Here is a 21,606-nt window from a genome sequence, read left to right as displayed (position 1 = left end):
CTGATTGAATATCTCGTTATACTGCAACTTATCATTATTTTTTTTATATTCTCAATCTTCTCAATCAAAGTCTCTCTTTGACCTGGTGTTAAAGAAATACTGATTCATTAATACATCGAATTAACTCACTTTTAAATTCAACAAAATCCTCTCGCTGGCGCACGCGTGCCGCGTGTGCATTTCTATATATCCTTTACAATTCATCTAAATCAATCATTCCCCCCACTAATAAGTTGCGCTACTATATCTCCAAATACCAGGACTTATTACAAAACCTGCCGCTACCGGATTGGCAAGCAAATAATCTGCCTTTTGCTCAATAACGGCCCTAGTCCATAACGCTACTAGTTTATTATTGTGCTGCCAAAACTGATAGATTTTAACATTACTGCTTTTTAATCCTGCCCGCTCAACATCCACAGCAGCCATTCCTTTCTACTTTCCTGCCTATTTTCTTTAATTGACCTCGCGATTCTTTGGAAATATACAAAACCGGCACTTTTGTGCAGCAAATTCTTCTTCAAACTTTCAATTTTAATAATTCTTATTAAAAAGTTTTCCACATTCCCTCAGTCGAAAACCTGAATTTGTCTATAATCATACTTTAAACTGTTTAAACCTATTTTTTATCCCACTAGCACAAAAAGTGCTTAAATTTTGATTCCAGGCACATTTTACTAAATTTGAAATAAACCAAATCGAAATTTATGTATCAGTTAACCATACCAGCCGACCAAGTTAAAGAATCATTAAGCAAGCATATATTAGCCGATGGTTTCGACCTGACTTACGATATGGAAAAGAGTCATGGTGCCTATATCTACGATGCGAAATATAAACGGACACTCCTCGATTTCTTTACCTGTTTCGCCTCAGTACCTTTAGGGTATAATCATCCTAAAATGGTGAATGATGAAAACTTTAAGAAGAATTTATTGCTCGCTGCGATGGCAAATCCATCCAACTCGGATGTATATACCCAACAATATGCGCAATTTTTAGATACCTTCTCTAAAATTGGGATTCCAGATTATCTGCCTCATGCCTTCTTTATCGCTGGCGGCGGATTGGCTGTAGAAAATGCCATTAAAGTAGCCATGGACTGGAAAGTACAAAAGAATTTTGCTAAGGGATACACGGAAGAAAAAGGTTTTAAAGTACTGCATTTCGAAAAAGCGTTTCACGGAAGAACGGGCTATACCTTAAGCCTTACCAACACCCTACCGGATAAAACAAAATGGTTTGCCAAGTTCGATTGGCCAAGGGTTTCTGTGCCTGAAGTGAAATTCCCGCTTGCTGATGAAAATTTAAATCATGCTATTCAAACGGAGGAGACTTCAATTGCGCAGGTCAAAAAAGCCTTCGCAGAACACAAGGATGATATCTGTGCCATTATTATTGAACCCATTCAATCAGAAGGTGGTGATAATCATCTCCGTGAAGAGTTTCTGATTCAATTGAAAACTTTGGCCGATGAGAACGACGCCTTTTTAATTTATGATGAGGTACAGACAGGTGTGGGTTTAACTGGTAAATTCTGGTGTCACCAGAATTTTAGTGAGCAAGCAAGACCAGATATTATAGCCTTTGGCAAGAAAATGCAGGTTTGTGGAATTCTGGTAGGCAATAAAGTAGACGAGGTTGAAAAAAATGTATTCAAAGTACCCAGCCGAATCAACTCTACCTGGGGTGGAAACCTGGTAGACATGGTACGTTCTTCTCAAATTCTACAAATCATAGCAGATGATCAGCTTTGTGAAAACGCAGCAAATGTGGGTGCGTACCTAAAAGACAATCTGGCTAATCTTGCACAAAAATTCGACAAAATGACTAATGTTCGCGGTCGTGGATTACTTTGTTCTTTTGACTTTCCCAACAAAGAGATGCGAAATACATTTATAGCTAAGGGCCTGGAACAAAATGTGATGTTTTTAGGCTGTGGAGAAAAAACAATTCGTTTCAGACCTGCACTTTGTATTGAACAAAAACATATTGACGAAGGCTTGACGGTTATGGAAAAAATATTGCCTTTATTGTAGACATGAGCAGAAAATCACTCCTGTATGCTATTGCTGGTATTGTTTTAATTCTGGTTTTCTTTATCGCTAGGGATACGTTCAATCAGCCTGGCATCGAAAACATGAAAGCCGGCTTTAAAGAAGTGGCGAAATTCAGAAATGCCAACAACACCGGGCCGGTACAACGTATTTATGTGGTAACGGTTAAAGATTCTATTTGGAAGGAATTGGAAGATTACGGCAATTTAATGCCTCATACTAAATACGGCAATACCAAGGTTTATTTCTTTATGCAGAATTCGAATGTGCCAAAGGCTTTACATCCCGGTGAAATCAATTTTGATTCCGCTTTCAATAAAGCTTGCATTGGTTTGTATGAAAAAAGTGCCATGAGCCAGGTGGCATTTAATAAATATCCTTTTTAACAACCAATCAACTAAATAACCAAAAAACGAACCAACTATACAAATGCAGAAAATCCGGTTATAGCTCGTCCTACAATCAGCGTATTGATTTCTTTTGTTCCTTCGTAAGAGTAAATGGCTTCGGCATCGGCCACGAAACGGGCTACATTATACTCAAGCAAGATACCATTTCCGCCCATTACCTCCCGGGCTTTACTCACTACATCACGGGTACGTAACGAGCAAAATACTTTTGCCAATGAGGCATGTTCATCTTTTAGTAAGCCTTGGTCCTGCAATTGAGAGAGCCTGAAACATAAGGTTTGCATCGCGGTTAAGTTGGATAACATTTCTACCAAATGGTTTTGAATTAACTGGAAAGAGGCAATCGGCTTTCCGAACTGTTTCCTGGTTCGGGTGTATTCCAGGGCATTCTCGTAAGCGCCACGTGCACAGCCAACCGCTTGCCAGGCCACCCCCGCCCTGGTCATCTGAAGAACTTTTGCGGTATCTTTAAATGAATTGGCATTTTGTAAACGATCAGCTTCTTCTACTTCACAATTTGTAAGGGTGATGATTCCATTCTGAACAATACGCAAGGCCATTTTATCCTGCATTTTTTCTACTGCAAAGCCAGGATTATCTTTTTTTACGATAAAGCCTTTAACCTCACCATCTCCTTCATTACGTGCCCAAATGATTAATATATCTGCAAAAGTTGCATTTCCGATCCACTTTTTCTGTCCGTTCAAAACCCACTTCTCCCCTACTTTTCTGCAGGTTGTAGTTAAACCACCTGCTGCAGCAGATCCCACTTCGGGTTCTGTTAACCCGAAAGCACCAATAACTTTAAACTGTTGCATTAATGGTAACCACTGCTGTTTCTGTTCTTCAGAACCACAGAGATAAATAGAACCCATCGCCAGGCCACTTTGCACACCAAAAAAGGTAGAGATGGAGGTATCAATCCTGGCCATTTCCATCGCCAAAATACCTTCCATTAAATTGGATTTACCGGGGCAGCCGTAACCCTGATAAGTTAAACCGCAAATATTTAGCTCAGCAAGTTTCGGAATAATTTCAAACGGAAATTCTGCTTTATTCCAATAATGATTAACGATTGGCTTAACTTCCTTCTCTAAAAACGCACGGACCTTCAACTGCAACTGGCGATCTTCATCTTTTAAAGCCTCATCGCCAAGGTGGTAAAAGTCGCCCTCAATTGGCGGCAATTCTTTCTTTTTACCAGATCCACCCATCATTTTCATCATGCCCTGAATTTGCTTTTCATCCAGATTGGAAATTGTTTCTACCATTTTAGGCAGATCCACTTTTTGGGACAAAGCATCTAACTTATCGAAATCTATCTGTTTGAAAAGTTTGTATGCATTTTTGATTGAAGAGAATATATTCGCCATTATTATTCGTTTGAAGAGTAACAAACGAAGGGTGATTTTGTTGGAGAGGCGAGTTTAACCGCAAAGTGCGTCAGTTTTAACCGCAAAGGCGCCAAGTGTTACGCAAAGAAAAGAAGAAGAAAAAGAACTTTGTAAATAAATAATTAACCGCAACAAAGGGCGCTAAGTTGCGCAAAGAAAAGAAGAAAATAGGCTTAGGTTGACCACTTAACTTTGCGCGCTTTGCGATTTACTTCTTTTTCTTTGCGGTTAAACCACACAAAATCATTTCAGATCAAACAGATTATCCACGCCCAATAACTTCCTGGAGGTAAATCCCTCACCAAAGGTTGCCCCAATACTTTTACCAAATTCCCTCGAACGACCAATTACCGTTTCGAAAAATTCTGGTGAGGAGATATAGGTTTGCAAACCATCTACATCAGGGTTGTAAAATTGGGTTTTAAAAGCTTTGATCGATTCTATTTTTTGATCCATATGCGCTGAGATATCAACTATGATATCGGGTTTCAAATAACGATCCTGTATATATTGCAGCAATAATCTTGGTCGGTGAGCAGCTTGATTTAAGCCCTCCACTTCCGTCTCTATCTTCGGTAAGCCAGAAAGGAAAACCGAATCATAAACTAAATCACCAGCCCGTCCATGATCCGGGTGTCGGTCTTCCAGTGCATTACTTAAAATAATTTCAGGTTGATATTTTCTGATTACCTTAATTACTTCTAAACGATGAAATTCATCATTCTGAAAAAAGCCATCCCGCAAACGAAGATTTTCACGGGCATGCAGACCTAAAATTCTGGCAGAATCTGCAGCTTCTTCATCTCTGGTTTCAGCAGTGCCGCGGGTACCGAGTTCGCCCCTGGTTAAATCTACAATACCAACCTTTTTACCCATAGCAATGTGTTTCAGAATTGTTCCTGAACAGCAAAGTTCTGCATCATCAGGATGTACAGCGATAACTAAAATATCTAATTTCATGATTATTTTTGGAGATTTTCATTCAGCAGTTGCTGAACTTTCTTTTTAATCTTAGCACTTAAAGGCTTGGTAAATGGCAGATAAAAATCAACCAGTTCGCCTCTTTTGTTCAAAATGTATTTATGGAAGTTCCACCTGGGTTTAGAACTAAGTTTCGAGTTTTGATTCTTATTACTCAGAAACTGATAAAGTGGATGGGCATGTTCACCACGAACCAATATTTTATCGAAAATAGGAAATTTAACGCCATGGTTAATTTCGCAGAACGAAGCGATTTCATTCCCTACTAAGGGTTCCTGCTTGCCAAAGTCATTGGTTGGAAAACCTAAAATCTCAAAATCCGGATGATTAATTTCATCTTTCAGCTGTTGTAATTCTCCCAATTGTGGCGTAAAACCACAACCTGATGCCGTATTTACGATTAAAACAACCTTATTGCGATATGCGGAGAGCAACTGATCTTCACCATTAATTTTCTTAACCTTGAAAGAATAGATATTCGGAATGCTTTCCTGCATTATGTTTATTGATAAAATCCTGAAGTACGAATAATAGATTCTATATCGCGATCTTCGTTAGGATTGTAAGTACTTTTTAAATTATGACCAACCACACGGGCAACAATCTGATAAGAAAAAGCGGCAAAACCACCTTTAGTTTGCTTTACAATATCATAAGTTGTTCTTCCAACCTCCCTGTCAATCAGTTTAGTTAAAATTTGTCCCTGAGTAATGGTTAATTCTTTTATCTCGCGATTAAACATGTCTTTGATTTCTTTATCACATTGCTTAACCAATTTCTTCTGCTCTTTTTTCTCAGGCGTACGGGCAATATCATCTTCCAGTTGCTGATAACGTCGCTTGGCGTATAAGGCATAAGGCATCACCTTTAAAACATTATAACGCAATCTGCTATATGCAACTTGTTCAGCCGGAGATTTCCAAATTCTATGGGCAAAAATACTGACGTCCTGTAATTGCATCCATGGAATCATCATGCCATTATCATTCGTAGAGCCTACCCTTATTGTATCAGTTTTACCTTGTTTTGGGAAAACTGGTGCTACAGGGTCTTGTGCTTTTAGTGTGCTACTAAAAATCATGACAATAAACAGAATGATTAGCCCTTTAAATTTCATAAATTTATACTTTGACAAAGTTAGGTGTTATTTCATATATTAGTCGTTTAACAGAACTAATATAAGTTTTATTAATAAATAAGACGCAAATTTTTACGCAAAAAAAACAAATGAAAACAGAGTTAGTGATTGATTTAGAGGCGGAAAAGAAGGAGATTTTAAAAAGGTACAGGGCATTATTACGGGCCAGCAAATCTACGCTACAAAAGGGAGATAAGAAAGAAATCAGGAAAGCATTTGATATGGCGCTGGAAAGCCATAAAGACATGCGGCGTAAATCTGGCGAACCTTATATCTACCACCCTATCGCTGTGGCACAAATCGCTGCCGAAGAAATCGGCTTGGGTACTACTTCTATTGTTTGTGCGCTCCTGCATGATGTGGTAGAAGATACAGACATCACACTGGAAGACATTGAGCGTGAATTTGGCAAGAAAACAGCAAAAATTATCGATGGATTAACCAAGATCTCCGGCGTTTTTGACACCAATAGTTCCTTACAGGCAGAGAATTTCCGGAAAATGCTGCTTACCCTGGCGGATGATGTTCGCGTGATCCTCATAAAACTAGCCGATCGCTTACACAACATGCGGACGATGGATTTTATGCCACGCCATAAGCAACTTAAAATCGCATCCGAAACCATATACTTATATGCACCACTTGCCCACCGTTTAGGTTTATATGCCATAAAATCAGAATTAGAAGATCTTTCAATGAAATATCTTGATCCTGATACCTATAAATTTATCGCTAAGAAACTTAATGAGAAAAAGGCCGAACGTGCTTTATTTATCAAAAAGTTCGTAGAACCGATTGATGAAATCGTACATGAACAGGGTTTAGTCGCCGATGTTTATGGCCGTCCAAAATCTATCCATTCCATCTGGAATAAAATGAAAAAGAAAAATATTCCTTTTGAGGAAGTTTATGATCTTTTTGCCATCAGGATTATTTTGGATAGTGCTTACGAAAATGAGAAAGCAGATTGCTGGAAAGCTTATTCTATCGTAACAGATTTATACCGCCCGAATCCGGATCGTTTGCGCGATTGGGTATCATCACCAAAAGGAAATGGTTACGAAAGTTTGCACACTACGGTAATGGGACCTCGCGGACAATGGGTTGAGGTTCAGATTCGTACGCAACGGATGAACGAGATTGCAGAAAAAGGTTTTGCTGCGCACTGGAAATATAAGGAATCAAGTAATGACAACGGACTTGACCAATGGATCCAAAAAGTGAGGGAAATGCTGAGTAATCCGGAAGCAAATGCTTTAGATTTTCTTGATGATTTCAAAATGAACCTTTTCTCTGATGAGATTTTCATTTTCACACCAAAAGGTGCTTTACTTCAACTTCCCTTGGGTGCTACCGCTTTAGACTTTGCTTTTGAAATTCACACCGGTGTGGGTGCAACCTGTATCGGCGCAAAGGTTAACCATAAATTGGTACCAATCTCCTATAAGTTGCAAAATGGTGACCAGGTAGAGATTATTACCTCAAATAAGCAAACGCCTAAAGAGGATTGGTTAAATATTGTGGTCACGGCAAAAGCCAAATCCAAAATTAAATCATCACTCAAAGAGGAAAAACGGAAGATTGCGGATAACGGGAAGGAAATTCTGGAGCGAAAACTTAAATCGCTCAAAATCACTTACAACACAGATAACCTGCAGAAATTAAGCTATTTCTTTAAATTACCATCTACCCAGGAGCTTTTTGTAAACGTAGCCCTTGGCAAAATCGAGCTGCGTGATATTAAAGAATATCTCAATAGCGAAAAAGAAGTAGAAAGCCGAGGTCCGGAGCGCCCGGAAAATTTATCGGTAGATGGAATTAAGAGTAAAATTAAAGGTGGCGAATCTGACATCCTGCTCATTGGTGAAGACATGCAACGCATTGATTATACCCTTGCTGCCTGTTGCAACCCTATTCCAGGTGATGATGTTTTTGGTTTTATTACGGTAAGTGATGGAATCAAAATCCACCGAACCAATTGTCCTAATGCTGCGCAGCTGATGGCAAATTACGGTTATCGCGTAGTCAAAGCCAAATGGAATAAACAGCAGGAATTAACTTTCTTAACCGGATTAAGAATTGTCGGGATCGATGATGTAGGATTAATCAATAATATCACCCGCGTTATTTCAACGGATTTTAAAGTAAACATGCGTTCCATTACGGTTGATACGAATGAGGGAATATTTGATGGATCTATTATGATTTTCGTTAATGATACGGAACATCTGGAAAATTTAATCAAAAATTTAATGAAAGTCCGGGGGGTTACCGGGGTAACCAGGTTTGATGCATAAAAAAGTCGGGAGTTTGTAGTCTGGAGTCATAACAATCAAACAATTACCAAATCGGTGTAATCATTTCACTGGTGTAATCATTTTTAAAAACAATTTAACTACCTTTGAACGGAGTTTAAATACTATGTCTGAACAAAAAACAAATGAGCTCGTTCGCAAGATTTTTGAAGCTTATTTAGAAAACAAAAATCTACGCAAAACACCAGAGCGTTTCGCCATATTGGAAGAAATATATTCTAGAAACGATCACTTCGATGTTGAAACCCTTTATATCCACATGAAAAACCAAAAGTATCGCGTAAGTCGTGCTACGGTTTACAATACTTTGGAGTTATTGGTTTCATGTGATTTGGTTACCAAACACCAGTTTGGTAAGAATATGGCACAATTCGAAAAATCTTACGGTTACCGTCAACATGATCATGTGATCTGTATAGAGTGCGGTAAAGTAGTTGAATTTTGCGATCCCAGAATTCACCAGATTCAAACCATGGTTGGCGATCTGTTAAAATTCGACGTGAAACACCATTCATTAAACCTTTATGGCTTTTGCTCAGATTGCAGCATGGCGAGAAAAGTAAATGAAACAGCTAAAGTGACGAAACCTGAAGCAATTAAGTAAACACACACAATAAAACCAGCTTAAATTTTTAATAATGACGCAAGTAGATGTACTTCTCGGCCTGCAATGGGGTGATGAAGGAAAGGGAAAAATCGTTGATGTACTCAGTCCGAAATATGATCTTATTGCCCGTTTTCAGGGTGGCCCGAATGCCGGACACACTTTAGAGTTCGATGGCAAAAAATTTGTTCTAAACACTATTCCATCAGGAATTTTCAACGAAAAAACCATGAACCTTATCGGTAATGGTGTAGTAATCGATCCGATCATTTTAAAAAGAGAGTTAGATAACTTAAAAAAAGCTGGTCATGATCCTGTTGCTGATGGCAAATTGGTAATTGCCCGTAAAGCCCACTTAATTTTACCTACCCACCAGTTATTGGATGCGGCTAATGAAGCCCGCATGGGTAAAAATAAAATCGGCTCAACACTTAAAGGAATTGGCCCAACTTATATGGATAAAACCGGACGTAATGGTTTACGTGTTGGTGATACCACCCTACCTGATTTCAAGGAGCGTTATGCTAAACTAGTAGAAAAACATACCGAAATCCTTTCTCATTACGAAGGTTTTGAATATGAATTGGCAGAAAAAGAAGCATCGTTTTTTGAAGCGATTGAGTTCTTAAAATCAATTCCACACGTAGATAGCGAACACTTTGTGAATGGCTATTTAAAAGAAGGCAAAGCGGTGCTGGCAGAAGGCGCACAAGGAACCTTGCTAGATGTTGACTTTGGTTCTTATCCATTTGTAACTTCAAGCAATACCACAACTGCAGGAGCTTGTACCGGTTTAGGTATTGCACCTAATAAAGTTGGTGCTGTTTATGGTATCTTTAAAGCATATTGTACACGAGTTGGAGGAGGTCCTTTTCCAACGGAATTAGATAATGAAGTTGGCGAAAATCTTCGTGCTTTAGGACATGAGTTCGGTGCAACTACTGGTCGTGCCCGTCGTTGCGGCTGGATTGATCTTCCCGCCTTAAAATATGCCATCATGTTAAACGGTGTAACCGAATTAATTATGATGAAAGCAGATGTTTTAGATACTTTCGAAACCATTTATGCTTGTACACACTATGAGTATAATGGCGAAACGATCGACTATATGCCTTATGATATTATTTCTATCGAACCAAAACCGGTATTGAAAGCAATTGATGGCTGGGCTACAGACGTAACTAAAATCACTTCTGTTGATCAGATTCCAGCGAAGCTGAACGATTACATTGCATTCTTGGAAAAAGAATTAGAAGTGCCAATTAAATTCCTTTCAGTAGGGCCCGATAGAGCACAAACTTTAGAACTAGGTTAAAATATTTAAATACTTACAGAAAAAGCAACCTTTATCGGGTTGCTTTTTCTGTTTATAACATTTTCTAGTTTTTTAGCAGCCTTTATCTATCTTAGAACTCCCTATTAATAACAAGAAATCTCATCTCTATACGATTATTACACCAAGTTTAATTTAAATAAAAATGAGTGATTTAAAGTTATTTGAAGACAAAAAAGTACGTTCTGAGTGGAATGAACTAGAAGAAAAATGGTATTTCTCAATCATTGATGTTGTTGAAGTATTAACGAATTCGCCGCGCCCTAGAAAATATTGGAACGCTTTAAAAACAAAACTGCAAAATGAAGGCAGCGAACTGTCCCATAAATTGGGACAGTTGAAAATGCCGGCAGATGATGGGAAAATGAGGGTGACTGACGTGGCCAACACAGAACAACTGCTGCGCCTGATTCAATCTATTCCATCTCCAAAAGCCGAACCATTTAAACAGTGGCTGGCAAAAGTTGGTGCAGAAAGAATTGCAGAAATAGAAAATCCCGAATTAGCACAAGCCAGGATTAGAGCTACTTATAAAGCCAAAGGATACAGCGATGAATGGATAGAAAAGCGAATTCGTGGCATTCTTGTTCGTGATGAACTCACCAACGAATGGAAGCAGAGAGGTGTGAAGGAAGGCAGGGAATACGCCATTCTAACTGCCGAAATTAGCAAAGCAACTTTTGGCATCATTCCAAGCGATTATAAGAAGTTAAAAGGTTTAAAAAAAGCCAATGAGAATTTGAGAGACCACATGACGGATTTGGAATTGATTTTTTCAATGCTGGGCGAAGCTTCAACAACAGAAATTGCTAAGAATAGGGATGCTAAAGGCTTTGATGAAAATCATACCGCGGCAAAAGCAGGTGGCAGTGTTGCGGGTAAAGCCCGAGAAGATTTGGAACAAAAGTCTGGCAAAAAAATAGTAAGCAATCAAAACTTTAAAGAGCTTACCGAAAAAAGGGATGACAAAAGCCTGGAGTAGTCTTAAATCATATCAAACAAGGAATAACATCATTGAAAACCATAAATCAGATAACCAATTTCAAACAAAAAGCATTGCATTGGGCTAACCAGTTCGAGGTTTGCTGCCTTCTGGATTCTAATCAATACCAAGATCAATATTCATCACATGATTGTTTAATTGCAGCTGGTGTTCAACTAGAGCTCAAATGCTCGGATGGGAATGCATTTGAACAGCTTAAGAACTTTCAATCATTGCATCATACCTGGCTTTTCGGGACGTTTAGTTATGAACTCAAAAACGAAGTTGAAAATTTAAAATCAGATCATCCTGATTACCTCAACTTTCCGGAGTTGTACTTCTTTATTCCTAAGTATTTAATTGGCATTAAAAACGGTTTGATTAATGTGCTGATTGGAAATGATTCCATTATTGATGAAATTAACCAATTCATCATTAGCAATGATCAGAAGCAAGCGGTATTAAAAATTCAAAAGCGATTATCGAAAGTGCAATATCTAGATAAAGTAGAAGCATTAAAAAGCCATATTCTACGAGGAGACATTTATGAAATTAACTTCTGCCAGGAATTTTTTGCAGAAAATGCAATCATAAATCCTGTTCAAACTTTTGAAACCCTAAATCAATTGTCTCCTACCCCGTTTGCTGGTTATTTTAAAATCGGAGATCATTACATTTTATCAGCTACTCCGGAAAGGTTCCTGTGCAAACGCAATAATAAACTAATCTCTCAACCTATAAAGGGAACAGCTAAACGGAGCAATGTTTTACTGGAAGACCAAAATATAAAGACTCAGCTTAAACATGATTTAAAGGAGCAGTCTGAAAATGTGATGATCGTAGATCTGGTACGCCACGACCTGACGAAGTCGGCGGTAAAGGGAACGGTAAAAGTGGATGAATTGTTTGGAATCTACACTTTCCCCCAAGTGCACCAGATGATTTCTACCATTAGTTGCGAGCTAAACAATGATGTTCATTTTATTGATGCGATTAAAAATGCTTTTCCAATGGGTTCTATGACGGGCGCACCTAAGCTAAAAGCAATGGAATTAATCGAAGCATACGAAGAAACAAAGAGAGGAATGTATTCTGGTTCTTTTGGCTACATTAATCCTGATGGAGATTTCGATTTTAACGTCGTAATTAGAAGTATACTTTATAATGCGGAGACAAAATATTTATCGTTCCAGGTTGGTGGAGCCATTACTTATCAATGTGATGCCCTAAAAGAATATGATGAATGCTTGCTCAAAGCTAGTGCGATGTTAAAGGTGCTGGAGGGTTAGTCTTTAGTCTTTAGTCTTTAGTCTTTAGTCTTTAGTCTTTAGTCTTTAGTCGTCAACAGCTTGGTCAGGAGCATTGTTTTTTAAAAAATGATAAATAAACCTTTCTCGGTCGTAGCATCTCGCTATTAATAAAAAACCAAATTCTCCTCCTTTTTTTTGCAAATAAAAAAGGAGAAGATTTCTGCTCCATGCAAACCCCTCCACCTTAAACTTTTAAATAAACCAAATCTTATACTAGTTCAAAAAAAAGGTGGAGATTTCTGCTACATGCAAATCCCTCCACCTTAAACCTTTAGCCTTTAACCTTTAAATCCTTCTACCTTTAAATAAACCAAACCCTAAACCAGTTCAAATAAAAAAGGTGGAGATTTCTGCTCTATGCAAAACCCTCCACCTTAAACCTTTAGCCTTCTACCTTAAAGATCTTACTTTTTATAATATTGCTGTGCTTCAGGTAAATATTTTTGAATTTGTGCTATACGTGTTGCATCGCTTGGGTGAGTACTCAAAAACTCTGCTGGTTTTTGTGCACCAGCTGAGGCTGAAGACATTCTATTCCAAAAAGCAGTTGCATTTTGTGGATTGTAACCAGCCATTGCCATAAAAATTAAACCTAAACGATCTGCCTCTAATTCTTGGTTACGGCTGAATTTCAACATTGCAACTGGTGTACCTACACCATACAGCGTATTGAAGATAGATTGTGTTTTAGGGTTTTTAGATAATGCTACACCAGCTGCTGCACCAACGCCCTGAGCTACCATTTCTTGCGACATCCGCTCTGCCGAGTGACCAGCAATTGCGTGAGCAATTTCGTGCCCCATAACTGTAGCTAAGCCAGCATCATCCTGGGTAACTGGTAAAATACCCGTGTAGACCACAATTTTACCACCTGGCATACACCATGCGTTTTTCTCGTTATTTTGTACTACGTTAACCTCCCACTGGTAATCAGCGATTAAGTTGCCATAGTTATTGCTATTCATATAAGACTTTACTGCTGCAATTAACTTGTTCCCAATGGTTTTTACCTTTAACGCCTGCGCATTGGATGCAGAAAGAACCGTACTTTTATTTTCTGTTAAGAATGTACTATAAGCTTGAAATGCCATCGGCAAAACCTGATCGTTACTCACTAAATCAAATCGACTACGTCCTGTTAACGGAACAGTAGAACATGAATTAAATAATAAAACGCCAGCAATACTCGCTGTTAAAAGTAACTTTTTCATAATGTGATTTAGTTTAGTGACCCTTCAGGCAAACCGATTGTTTAACAGTAAGCTACTGAATTAGTTTTAATGATTGTGTTTTTGTTGTTAATTAGTTTTCTTCCTAAACAAATACACTTTAGATTCCTTGCCCTTGAGCAATCTTTCGAGATTTTTTTGATGCGTAACTAAAATTAAAACACAGACTACCATGCCATATAGCACTTCTGATTTTATCGAAACCTGAAACAAAAATACCACGCTGAGCGGAAATGTAAAGCCGGCACAGATCGAACTTAATGAAACATACTTCGTTAATAGTAACACAATCACAAAAACCAGAACGCAAAGCATAGATGCTTCGAAGTTAACTGCCAAAATCATTCCAAAAAGTGTAGCCACACCTTTTCCTCCCCTGAAGCCAGCAAAAACGGGAAACAAATGCCCCATTACAGCAGTAACACCAAGGGCAAGCTGATAGTTAACAAAAACAACTGAATTTTGTGGTCCGGTAACAGACATCCCTATGAGATAGGCTAAATTGGTAGCGGTATAGCCCTTGGCAATGTCGATTACCATTACGGCAATTCCTGCTTTTTTACCTAAAACCCTGAAGGTGTTGGTTGCACCAGCATTACCGCTTCCATACTCCCGAACGTCTATACCGTAAAAGGCCTGACCGAGCCATACAGCTGTTGGTATGGATCCAAATAGATACGCAAATAATAAAGCAGTGAGCGAATAAACCGTAACCATAGCCTACAATGATACAAAAAATAAGCTTTCAATTTTATAACACATCACTTTTAGAATGCTTTTAAACTGATGTCGAGGCTTTTTACGGAATGTGTAAGTGCTCCCATTGAGATAAAATCAACTCCGCAAGCGGCATATTCTGCTACATTTTCTTCGGTGATTCCACCTGAGGCTTCAGTAGTAAACTGACCATCAATTAGTTTAACAGCAGCTTTTAAATTGTCGAAATTAAAGTTATCGAGCATAATGCGGTCTATACCGCCAACAGCCAATACCTGAGCTAATTCATCTAAATCCCTCACCTCAATTTCAATCTGCAACGATTTGTGATGATCGTCCAGATACTTTTTGGCAGATGTAATTGCATTAGCAATTCCACCAGCATAATCAACATGGTTGTCCTTAATTAAAATCATATCATATAACCCGATACGATGATTAACACCTCCGCCGATTCTTACCGCCCATTTCTCCAGATAACGTAAACCAGGAGTTGTTTTGCGCGTATCCAAAATCTTAGTTTTGGAATCTTTTAAAAGGGAAACAATATGATGGGTTTTAGTTGCAATGCCACTCATTCGCTGCATACAATTAAGTACTAACCGCTCAGCAATCAGAATCGAATGGGTACTTCCACTTACAGTTAAACCGATATCGCCAACTTTTACTGCTACACCATCCTCCAATAACACAGTTACTTTCAAATCAGGGTCAACAGTTGCAAAAATTTCAAGCGCCAATTCCATCCCTGCTAAAATACCATCTTCTTTGATGATCAGTTTTGCCCTACCTTGAGTACCGGCAGGAATTGTTGATAATGAAGTATGATCACCATCGCCAACATCTTCAGCCAGGGCATTTTTTATGAATTGATGTATCAGTTGAATATCCAAAATATAGGTTTTATGCTGCAAAAATAAGAAATATTTATTAGCACACAATTTACCAGCAGATATTAAGAAAGGTTATTGGAAGTTAAATTAAGGGTTTCGGAAGAATTAAACTAATCTTTAGCAGGCTCGATTCTTAATTCCGTGATCAAAAAACTATTATTAAATTTTTTCATGGTAATAGAAACCCTGAAAGTTTCTTTTGAAGTATTAAGAATCACAACGCCAAAACGATAGTTTGGACTATTGTTAATTTTATGAAAAACACTTGTTTTAACAGGTGGATGTTTAGTAAAAAAATCTCTCAAAATTTGTTCACCCTGTGCTTTAGAATAGACATCTTCCTCATCAATAATAATTAATTCGATTGTTGAGGAGAAATTTCTGGCAATTTCTTTGGTGTTTCCAGCTTTAAAATAAGATGATAAATCATCGATAATATCAGCCTGGATAGCACTAGGTAGATATAATGATGTCAAACTAATAACAAGTAAAAACAAGCTCCGGATCATTTCTGTATTTTATACAGAACGGTATAGCTAAAATTATGCCATTAGCGTATCAAAAAACGATTTCTTAATTTGTATAACCTTCAATAAAGTTATATTTGCCATATGAATAAAACACTAAAACATGTTTTAAAAGAAAATGTTTTGGTATTGACGAATAAATTTTTGAATTAATATGATAAACAATAAAAAACTCGCTCTTATAATTTTAGATGGCTGGGGCTACGGACGTCAGGATAATTCTGATGCTGCATATGCTGCAAAAACACCTTTTTTTGATTCCTTATTACAAAATTATCCGCACTCCAAACTAGAAGCATCTGGCGAAGCTGTAGGATTACCTGCAGGACAGATGGGAAACTCAGAAGTTGGGCATATGAATTTAGGGGCTGGGCGAGTTGTTTATCAGGAACTGGGTAGAATTAATAAAGCAATTGCCGATAGAGAATTGCACAGCAACCCGGTTTTACTTGATGCATTTGATTATGCCAAAGCCAATAATAAAGCAGTACATTTTATCGGCCTAGTTTCTAATGGCGGTGTACATGCACACATTGAACACTTAAAGGCACTTTGTGATGCAGCTAACGAAGCTCATGTAGAAAAAACGTTTGTTCATGCTTTTTTAGATGGACGCGATACTGATCCTAAATCTGGCTTAGGTTTTATTACCGATCTTCAAAATCATCTTCAGCACGGGAATGCAAAGTTGGCAACCATGGTTGGACGATACTATGCAATGGATCGCGATAACCGCTGGGAGCGTGTTAAGCAAGCATACGATGTAATGGTAAACGGAGTTGGAGAAAAAACCCAGGATGCATTAAGTGCAATTCAAAATTCCTATCTTAATGGCATTACAGATGAGTTTTTAAATCCTGTAGTACTTACACAAACTAATGGTGAACCTATTGCAACTATCCAGCCTGATGATGTGGTGATTTGCTTCAATTTCCGTACAGATAGAGGACGCGAGATTACGTCGGCACTAAGCCAAAAAGATTTCCCTGAACAATTGATGCATAAACTACCATTGTATTATGTTACAATGACCACTTACGATGAGAGCTTCGATAAAGTAAATGTAATGTTTACCAAAGATGATCTGACAAAAACAATCGGCGAGGTGCTGTCTGAAAACAATAAAAACCAGATCCGTATTGCAGAAACGGAAAAATACCCACACGTAACTTTCTTCTTTTCTGGTGGTAGAGAGATTGAATTTCCGAATGAAAAACGCATTTTAGTTCCTTCGCCGAAAGTAGCTACTTATGATTTACAACCAGAAATGAGTGCTGCTGGTATTACCGCGGCCATTACTGCAGAAATGGAAACTGGTTGGGCAGACTTTATTTGCTTAAACTTTGCTAATCCGGATATGGTTGGGCATACCGGCGTTTTTGACGCAGTGATTAAGGCCGTAGAAACCGCTGATCAATGTGCAGAAACGGTTGTAAATAAAGGCCTGGAAAACGGTTACTCATTTATTTTATTGGCCGATCATGGTAACTCTGAATTCATGGTGAATGGAGATGGCTCAGTAAATACAGCACATACGACCAACCTGGTTCCTTGTATATTGATCGACAACGATTATAAAACTATTGCTGATGGCAAGCTTGGCGATATCGCTCCTACTGTATTGAGAATTTTAGGAGTAGATATTCCAGTAGAGATGACAGGAAACGTATTGGTATAATGACGAGAAAACTTGGTATTCTGGTATTTGCTTTGGCTTTTTTCTCTTGTAACCAACGGGAAGCTGCCAAGGCAAATACCGATTTATTATATTTTGACTTGAAGGGATATTTCAGCAAAGAAATCATCCGGTTGAAAAATGCTAAAGTTAGCGTAGATAAAACGGTTAGCATAAATGGTACGAGCGAAACCAAATCGTTATTAATTACTGATTGGGATAAGGAACTTGCGATTTTTGTTAATTCTGATATTAATAAAAACTCCTGGAAAGGAAGCTTTAAGATAAACCAGCAAGATGGTGTTCAAACTTACACTTCTGACAGTAAGAAAATTCCTGTAAAGAAAGTTTCAGTAGAGAAAAATGGCTCACAGATTAGTAAGGTTGAAATTATAATCCTTAATAAAAATATTTTATATCAATCGCTTGATACACTTACCTACTATCCTGATGTTTTATATAAGATTAGGAAACAACAAAAAATACGGTTACTTGCTCCAAAAGACTATACTATTGTAGCCAAATTTAATCCATAAAAAAAGCGGTCAGAAATTAAATTTCTGACCGCTTTTTTTATTTAAAGATTTACTTCAAACTTGCTATCTGAGCTTTATCATAAGTAACCCAATCAATAATATCTTTTCTCAAAGGTTGCATGGTTAACACTTTCTGAAAATCTGCTATAGAGTTATTAAATAATGCTACACAGGCCGCTTTCTCCACACTTTTCTTTACTTTGTAAGATTTAAAAATGGCATAATCCTTATAGGCTAAGCCTCTATTTTGAAACATTTGCGTATCCTCATCTCCAGTAATTTCAATCGCTTTTGTAAAGTCTCTAATTGCAGCAGTATAAAAGTTCTCCCGCATCGTATTTAAAGATTCTTTCGGATCGTTCGCAATATTCAATCTTGCTTTGCCACGATAATAATAGGCTGATACTTCTGCAGGCTTCACGGAAAGTAAACGGCTGTAAGTAGCGATACATTTTTCGTATTCTCCATTCTGAAAATAAGAATAACCGAGCATTTTTAATACAGCAGCGTTATCGGGCGTTTTGGCATCGGCTTTTTCTAATTGAGTAACAGCAGTTTTATAATCCCCTTTCATCATGGCCTGCATACTTTTCTCATAATTATTCTGAGCAAACGTTGCGGTAGATGAGAAAATGATTAGTCCTAAAATTGCTTTTTTGAAATAGTTCATGTATGAATAATAATTTAGATAATTCCAGCACCTTTCGGGGGTGATTTTTTTGCAATATAATCCTATTATGACAAATTAATAGTTTTTAATTTTTTTCACCTTAAATGGAAACCCCTTAATAATAGCTTAAACGTAGAAAACCGAAAAATATGATATTGTCACTAATAAATATATTTATCTGCCTTTTTAACATAAGATTAATATAGTTTTTACTTTGGCACAAGAGTTGAAATTATTATATTACTAACATAATTAAACAATGTGAATACGATTAAACTGCCAGTTTGTCGTGAGAGGAAACGTGATAATGAGTAAACAAGATATATTTGATTTTCATTCTGCTATGCCAATTATAAATGAGGATACCGAATTTTTCCCTTTAATGTCTCAACAAGATGAGGAGGAGATGAATAATGAGGATACGCCAGAAATCCTGGCTATATTACCTTTGCGAAACACCGTTCTGTTTCCTGGGGTGGTTATTCCAATTACGGTTGGACGGGATAAATCGATAAAATTAATCAAAGAAGCTTACAAAGGCAATAAGATTATCGGAGTAGTATCTCAAAAGGATGTTTCTATCGAAGACCCTACATTTGAGCAACTTAATACTGTGGGTACAGTAGCCAATATCATTAAATTGCTGCAAATGCCAGATGGCAATACAACAGTAATTATCCAGGGTAAACAACGTTTCAGCTTAATTGAAGAAGTTCAAAATGAACCTTACATTAAGGCTGTTGTGAAGAAATTTGAAGAGCAAAAGCACAAGGTGGATAAAGAATTTAAAACATTAATTGCTTCTATCCGTGAAATGTCAGCTCAAATTATTCAGCTTTCGCCGAACATCCCCAGTGAGGCGAGTATTGCTTTAAAAAACATAGAGAGCAATTCATTTTTGATAAATTTTATATCATCAAACATGAATGCCGAAATGGCCGATAAGCAAAAGATTCTGGAAATGAATAAATTGCTAGACCGTGCGCAAAAGGTAATGGAGTTATTGATGATTGAATTGCAGATGCTGGAATTGAGAAATCAAATCCAATCTAAAGTTCGTACTGATCTGGACAAACAACAACGTGACTATTTCCTTAATCAACAATTAAAAACAATTCAGGAAGAATTAGGTGGTAATTCTGCTGATTTGGAGTTTGATGCTTTGCAAGAAAAAGCAAAGCTAAAAAAATGGTCAAAAGAGGTTAACGATCACTTTGATAAGGAACTTGATAAATTAGGCCGGATGAATCCAGCTGCGCCGGATTATTCTGTTCAGTTGAATTATTTGGAATTAATTTTAGACTTACCCTGGAGTGAGTTTACCAAAGATAATTTCGATTTAAAAAGAGCGCAACGCATCTTAGATAAAGACCACTTCGGTTTAGAAAAGGTTAAACAGCGAATTATTGAGTATCTGGCTGTTTTAAAGCTGAAACGTGACATGAAGGCGCCAATTTTATGTTTAGTAGGTCCTCCGGGAGTTGGTAAAACTTCATTGGGAAAATCAATCGCTAAAGCATTAGGCCGTAAATATGTACGAATGGCTTTAGGTGGCATTCGTGATGAGGCTGAAATTCGTGGTCACCGTAAAACCTATATTGGTGCAATGCCCGGCCGCATTATTTCGTCCATTAAAAAAGCGGGGGCAGATAACCCTGTATTTGTTTTGGATGAGATTGATAAGGTTGGAACAGATCACCGTGGTGATCCATCTTCAGCATTGCTTGAAGTATTGGATCCTGAGCAAAACAATGCTTTCTATGATCATTATGTAGAAATGGATTATGATTTATCTAACATTTTATTCATCGCGACAGCCAATTCATTAAGTACTATCCAACCGGCTTTGCTAGATCGTATGGAGATTATAGAAGTTAATGGTTATACTATCGAAGAAAAAATAGAGATTGCCAAGAAGTTTTTATTGCCTAAGCAAAAAGAAAATCATGGTTTAAAACTAAAAGACATTGTTCTTAAACCTGCTTTAATTGAAAAAGTAATCGAAGATTATACCCGCGAAAGTGGTGTACGTGGTTTGGAGAAAAAAGTAGGCTCCCTGGTTCGTGGTGTTGCAACAAAAATTGCGATGGAAGAAGAATACAATGTAACTTTAACCAACGAGGATGTTGAACGCATTTTAGGTGCTCCTATCTACGATAAAGACTTGTACGAAGGCAATGAAGTGGCTGGTGTGGTTACCGGCCTGGCCTGGACAAGTGTTGGCGGCGATATCTTGTTTATTGAATCTAGCTTAAGTCCTGGAAAAGGGAAGTTAACCTTAACGGGTAATCTTGGTGATGTAATGAAAGAATCTGCAGTTATTGCACTGGCTTATTTACGTGCTCATGCAGCAGAATTTGGAATTGAGTATACCTTATTTGATAGCTGGGATGTTCACGTACACGTACCTGCAGGTGCGACGCCAAAAGACGGTCCGTCTGCTGGTGTAACCATGTTAACGGCATTAACCTCTGCATTTACGCAACGTAAGGTGAAACAACATTTAGCCATGACAGGCGAGATTACCCTTCGTGGTAAAGTTCTCCCTGTTGGTGGTATAAAAGAAAAAATTCTTGCAGCGAAGAGAGCCAATATCAAAGAAATTATTCTTTGTAAAAGCAATCGCAAGGATATTTTAGAGATCAAAGAAAGCTATATTAAAGACCTTACTTTCCATTATGTTACGGAAATGAGCGAGGTAATTGAATTGGCTTTAACCACAAATAAGGTAAAAAAGCCTCTAGATCTGAGCATTAAAATTGCGCCGATTGTCAATTAAATGGTAAATCTTTTGGATGAGTGAATAAATATCCAATAACAATAAATACTTTTATA

20 protein-coding genes are annotated in these 21,606 nt (G+C 37.7%); 10 read left to right on the top strand and 10 right to left on the bottom strand.

Going from position 1 to position 21,606, the window contains the following annotated elements:
• Positions 1-225: 225 nt before the first annotated feature.
• Entirely contained in the window at positions 226-429 is a 204-nt protein-coding gene (locus tag SOM16_RS17220) for a hypothetical protein (RefSeq protein WP_320465239.1), read from the bottom strand.
• 278 nt (positions 430-707) lie between these two features.
• Here SOM16_RS17220 and lat point away from each other — a divergent pair, with 278 nt between their 5' ends.
• Positions 708-2,039, top strand: a complete 1,332-nt coding sequence (lat, locus tag SOM16_RS17215; protein ID WP_320465238.1) for an L-lysine 6-transaminase — start codon at positions 708-710, stop codon at positions 2,037-2,039.
• A gap of 2 nt (positions 2,040-2,041) precedes the next feature.
• Complete coding sequence (locus SOM16_RS17210; RefSeq protein WP_320465237.1) at positions 2,042-2,443, top strand: hypothetical protein; 402 nt, start codon at positions 2,042-2,044, stop codon at positions 2,441-2,443.
• Between the two features lie 35 nt (positions 2,444-2,478).
• Here the strand turns inward: SOM16_RS17210 and SOM16_RS17205 are convergent, their stop codons facing one another.
• From SOM16_RS17205 to SOM16_RS17190, 4 genes are all read right to left on the bottom strand, one after another.
• Positions 2,479-3,840, bottom strand: coding sequence for an acyl-CoA dehydrogenase family protein (locus SOM16_RS17205; RefSeq protein ID WP_320465236.1), 1,362 nt, complete (start codon positions 3,838-3,840; stop codon positions 2,479-2,481).
• Positions 3,841-4,104: 264 nt separating this feature from the next.
• Positions 4,105-4,821 (bottom strand): bacillithiol biosynthesis deacetylase BshB1, encoded by a 717-nt coding sequence (gene bshB1, locus SOM16_RS17200; protein WP_320465235.1) that lies wholly within the window; start codon positions 4,819-4,821, stop codon positions 4,105-4,107.
• Between the two features lie 2 nt (positions 4,822-4,823).
• Positions 4,824-5,339, bottom strand: coding sequence for a glutathione peroxidase (locus tag SOM16_RS17195; protein WP_320465234.1), 516 nt, complete (start codon positions 5,337-5,339; stop codon positions 4,824-4,826).
• Positions 5,340-5,344: 5 nt separating this feature from the next.
• The gene (locus tag SOM16_RS17190) at positions 5,345-5,959 is read right to left on the bottom strand and encodes a DUF4294 domain-containing protein (protein ID WP_320465233.1); all 615 of its coding nucleotides are present in this window, start codon (positions 5,957-5,959) and stop codon (positions 5,345-5,347) included.
• A gap of 110 nt (positions 5,960-6,069) precedes the next feature.
• Between SOM16_RS17190 and SOM16_RS17185 the strand changes: the two genes are divergently transcribed.
• The 5 genes from SOM16_RS17185 (at position 6,070) to SOM16_RS17165 (ending at position 12,503) form a co-directional block, all read left to right on the top strand.
• Positions 6,070-8,277 (top strand): bifunctional (p)ppGpp synthetase/guanosine-3',5'-bis(diphosphate) 3'-pyrophosphohydrolase, encoded by a 2,208-nt coding sequence (locus tag SOM16_RS17185; RefSeq protein WP_320465232.1) that lies wholly within the window; start codon positions 6,070-6,072, stop codon positions 8,275-8,277.
• Positions 8,278-8,401: 124 nt separating this feature from the next.
• Complete coding sequence (locus SOM16_RS17180; RefSeq protein ID WP_320465231.1) at positions 8,402-8,899, top strand: transcriptional repressor; 498 nt, start codon at positions 8,402-8,404, stop codon at positions 8,897-8,899.
• A gap of 34 nt (positions 8,900-8,933) precedes the next feature.
• Positions 8,934-10,214, top strand: a complete 1,281-nt coding sequence (locus SOM16_RS17175; protein WP_320465230.1) for an adenylosuccinate synthase — start codon at positions 8,934-8,936, stop codon at positions 10,212-10,214.
• Positions 10,215-10,377: 163 nt separating this feature from the next.
• Entirely contained in the window at positions 10,378-11,214 is an 837-nt protein-coding gene (locus SOM16_RS17170; protein WP_320465229.1) for a Bro-N domain-containing protein, read from the top strand.
• A gap of 32 nt (positions 11,215-11,246) precedes the next feature.
• On the top strand, positions 11,247-12,503 hold the full coding sequence (locus tag SOM16_RS17165; RefSeq protein WP_320465228.1) for an anthranilate synthase component I family protein: 1,257 nt from the start codon (positions 11,247-11,249) through the stop codon (positions 12,501-12,503).
• A 425-nt stretch (positions 12,504-12,928) separates the two neighbouring features.
• Here the strand turns inward: SOM16_RS17165 and SOM16_RS17160 are convergent, their stop codons facing one another.
• The 4 genes from SOM16_RS17160 to SOM16_RS17145 all read right to left on the bottom strand — a co-directional run bounded on the left by SOM16_RS17160 (position 12,929) and on the right by SOM16_RS17145 (position 15,839).
• The gene (locus SOM16_RS17160; protein WP_320465227.1) at positions 12,929-13,735 is read right to left on the bottom strand and encodes a M48 family metallopeptidase; all 807 of its coding nucleotides are present in this window, start codon (positions 13,733-13,735) and stop codon (positions 12,929-12,931) included.
• A gap of 87 nt (positions 13,736-13,822) precedes the next feature.
• Complete coding sequence (plsY, locus tag SOM16_RS17155; RefSeq protein WP_320465226.1) at positions 13,823-14,470, bottom strand: glycerol-3-phosphate 1-O-acyltransferase PlsY; 648 nt, start codon at positions 14,468-14,470, stop codon at positions 13,823-13,825.
• 50 nt (positions 14,471-14,520) lie between these two features.
• Entirely contained in the window at positions 14,521-15,363 is an 843-nt protein-coding gene (gene nadC / locus SOM16_RS17150; protein WP_320465225.1) for a carboxylating nicotinate-nucleotide diphosphorylase, read from the bottom strand.
• Between the two features lie 110 nt (positions 15,364-15,473).
• Positions 15,474-15,839, bottom strand: a complete 366-nt coding sequence (locus SOM16_RS17145) for a DUF4783 domain-containing protein (protein ID WP_320465224.1) — start codon at positions 15,837-15,839, stop codon at positions 15,474-15,476.
• Positions 15,840-16,044: 205 nt separating this feature from the next.
• Here SOM16_RS17145 and gpmI point away from each other — a divergent pair, with 205 nt between their 5' ends.
• Together gpmI and SOM16_RS17135 are read left to right on the top strand one after the other, a co-directional pair.
• Positions 16,045-17,568, top strand: a complete 1,524-nt coding sequence (gpmI, locus tag SOM16_RS17140) for a 2,3-bisphosphoglycerate-independent phosphoglycerate mutase (RefSeq protein ID WP_320465223.1) — start codon at positions 16,045-16,047, stop codon at positions 17,566-17,568.
• Positions 17,568-18,101 carry a hypothetical protein gene (locus tag SOM16_RS17135; protein ID WP_320465222.1) on the top strand — a complete coding sequence of 178 codons (534 nt, stop codon included), beginning with the start codon at positions 17,568-17,570 and terminating at the stop codon, positions 18,099-18,101. The genes gpmI and SOM16_RS17135 overlap by 1 nt, the downstream gene beginning before the upstream one ends.
• A gap of 49 nt (positions 18,102-18,150) precedes the next feature.
• On the opposite strand, the gene SOM16_RS17130 is transcribed toward SOM16_RS17135, so the two are convergent.
• A complete protein-coding gene (locus tag SOM16_RS17130) occupies positions 18,151-18,771 on the bottom strand; it encodes a tetratricopeptide repeat protein (protein ID WP_320465221.1) in 621 nt (206 codons plus the stop codon).
• 307 nt (positions 18,772-19,078) lie between these two features.
• Between SOM16_RS17130 and lon the strand changes: the two genes are divergently transcribed.
• Positions 19,079-21,550, top strand: a complete 2,472-nt coding sequence (gene lon / locus SOM16_RS17125) for an endopeptidase La (protein ID WP_320465220.1) — start codon at positions 19,079-19,081, stop codon at positions 21,548-21,550.
• The last annotated feature ends 56 nt before the right edge of the window (positions 21,551-21,606 follow it).

The sequence above is a fragment of the Pedobacter sp. CFBP9032 genome (assembly GCF_034045265.1).
In the GTDB taxonomy this organism is placed as follows: domain Bacteria; phylum Bacteroidota; class Bacteroidia; order Sphingobacteriales; family Sphingobacteriaceae; genus Pedobacter.
Note: the sequence above shows the minus strand (reverse complement) of the source record. Positions and strands in the feature narration are given on the sequence as shown.

Bases quoted from the DNA above. Each gene is read 5' to 3' on its own strand.
- SOM16_RS17220 (WP_320465239.1), bottom strand. From the start codon at position 429: ATGGCTGCTGTGGATGTTGAGCGGGCAGGATTAAAAAGCAGTAATGTT.
- lat (WP_320465238.1), top strand. From the start codon at position 708: ATGTATCAGTTAACCATACCAGCCGACCAAGTTAAAGAATCATTAAGC.
- SOM16_RS17210 (WP_320465237.1), top strand. From the start codon at position 2,042: ATGAGCAGAAAATCACTCCTGTATGCTATTGCTGGTATTGTTTTAATT.
- SOM16_RS17205 (WP_320465236.1), bottom strand. From the start codon at position 3,840: ATGGCGAATATATTCTCTTCAATCAAAAATGCATACAAACTTTTCAAA.
- bshB1 (WP_320465235.1), bottom strand. From the start codon at position 4,821: ATGAAATTAGATATTTTAGTTATCGCTGTACATCCTGATGATGCAGAA.
- SOM16_RS17195 (WP_320465234.1), bottom strand. From the start codon at position 5,339: ATGCAGGAAAGCATTCCGAATATCTATTCTTTCAAGGTTAAGAAAATT.
- SOM16_RS17190 (WP_320465233.1), bottom strand. From the start codon at position 5,959: ATGAAATTTAAAGGGCTAATCATTCTGTTTATTGTCATGATTTTTAGT.
- SOM16_RS17185 (WP_320465232.1), top strand. From the start codon at position 6,070: ATGAAAACAGAGTTAGTGATTGATTTAGAGGCGGAAAAGAAGGAGATT.
- SOM16_RS17180 (WP_320465231.1), top strand. From the start codon at position 8,402: ATGTCTGAACAAAAAACAAATGAGCTCGTTCGCAAGATTTTTGAAGCT.
- SOM16_RS17175 (WP_320465230.1), top strand. From the start codon at position 8,934: ATGACGCAAGTAGATGTACTTCTCGGCCTGCAATGGGGTGATGAAGGA.
- SOM16_RS17170 (WP_320465229.1), top strand. From the start codon at position 10,378: ATGAGTGATTTAAAGTTATTTGAAGACAAAAAAGTACGTTCTGAGTGG.
- SOM16_RS17160 (WP_320465227.1), bottom strand. From the start codon at position 13,735: ATGAAAAAGTTACTTTTAACAGCGAGTATTGCTGGCGTTTTATTATTT.
- plsY (WP_320465226.1), bottom strand. From the start codon at position 14,470: ATGGTTACGGTTTATTCGCTCACTGCTTTATTATTTGCGTATCTATTT.
- gpmI (WP_320465223.1), top strand. From the start codon at position 16,045: ATGATAAACAATAAAAAACTCGCTCTTATAATTTTAGATGGCTGGGGC.
- SOM16_RS17135 (WP_320465222.1), top strand. From the start codon at position 17,568: ATGACGAGAAAACTTGGTATTCTGGTATTTGCTTTGGCTTTTTTCTCT.
- SOM16_RS17130 (WP_320465221.1), bottom strand. From the start codon at position 18,771: ATGAACTATTTCAAAAAAGCAATTTTAGGACTAATCATTTTCTCATCT.
- lon (WP_320465220.1), top strand. From the start codon at position 19,079: ATGAGTAAACAAGATATATTTGATTTTCATTCTGCTATGCCAATTATA.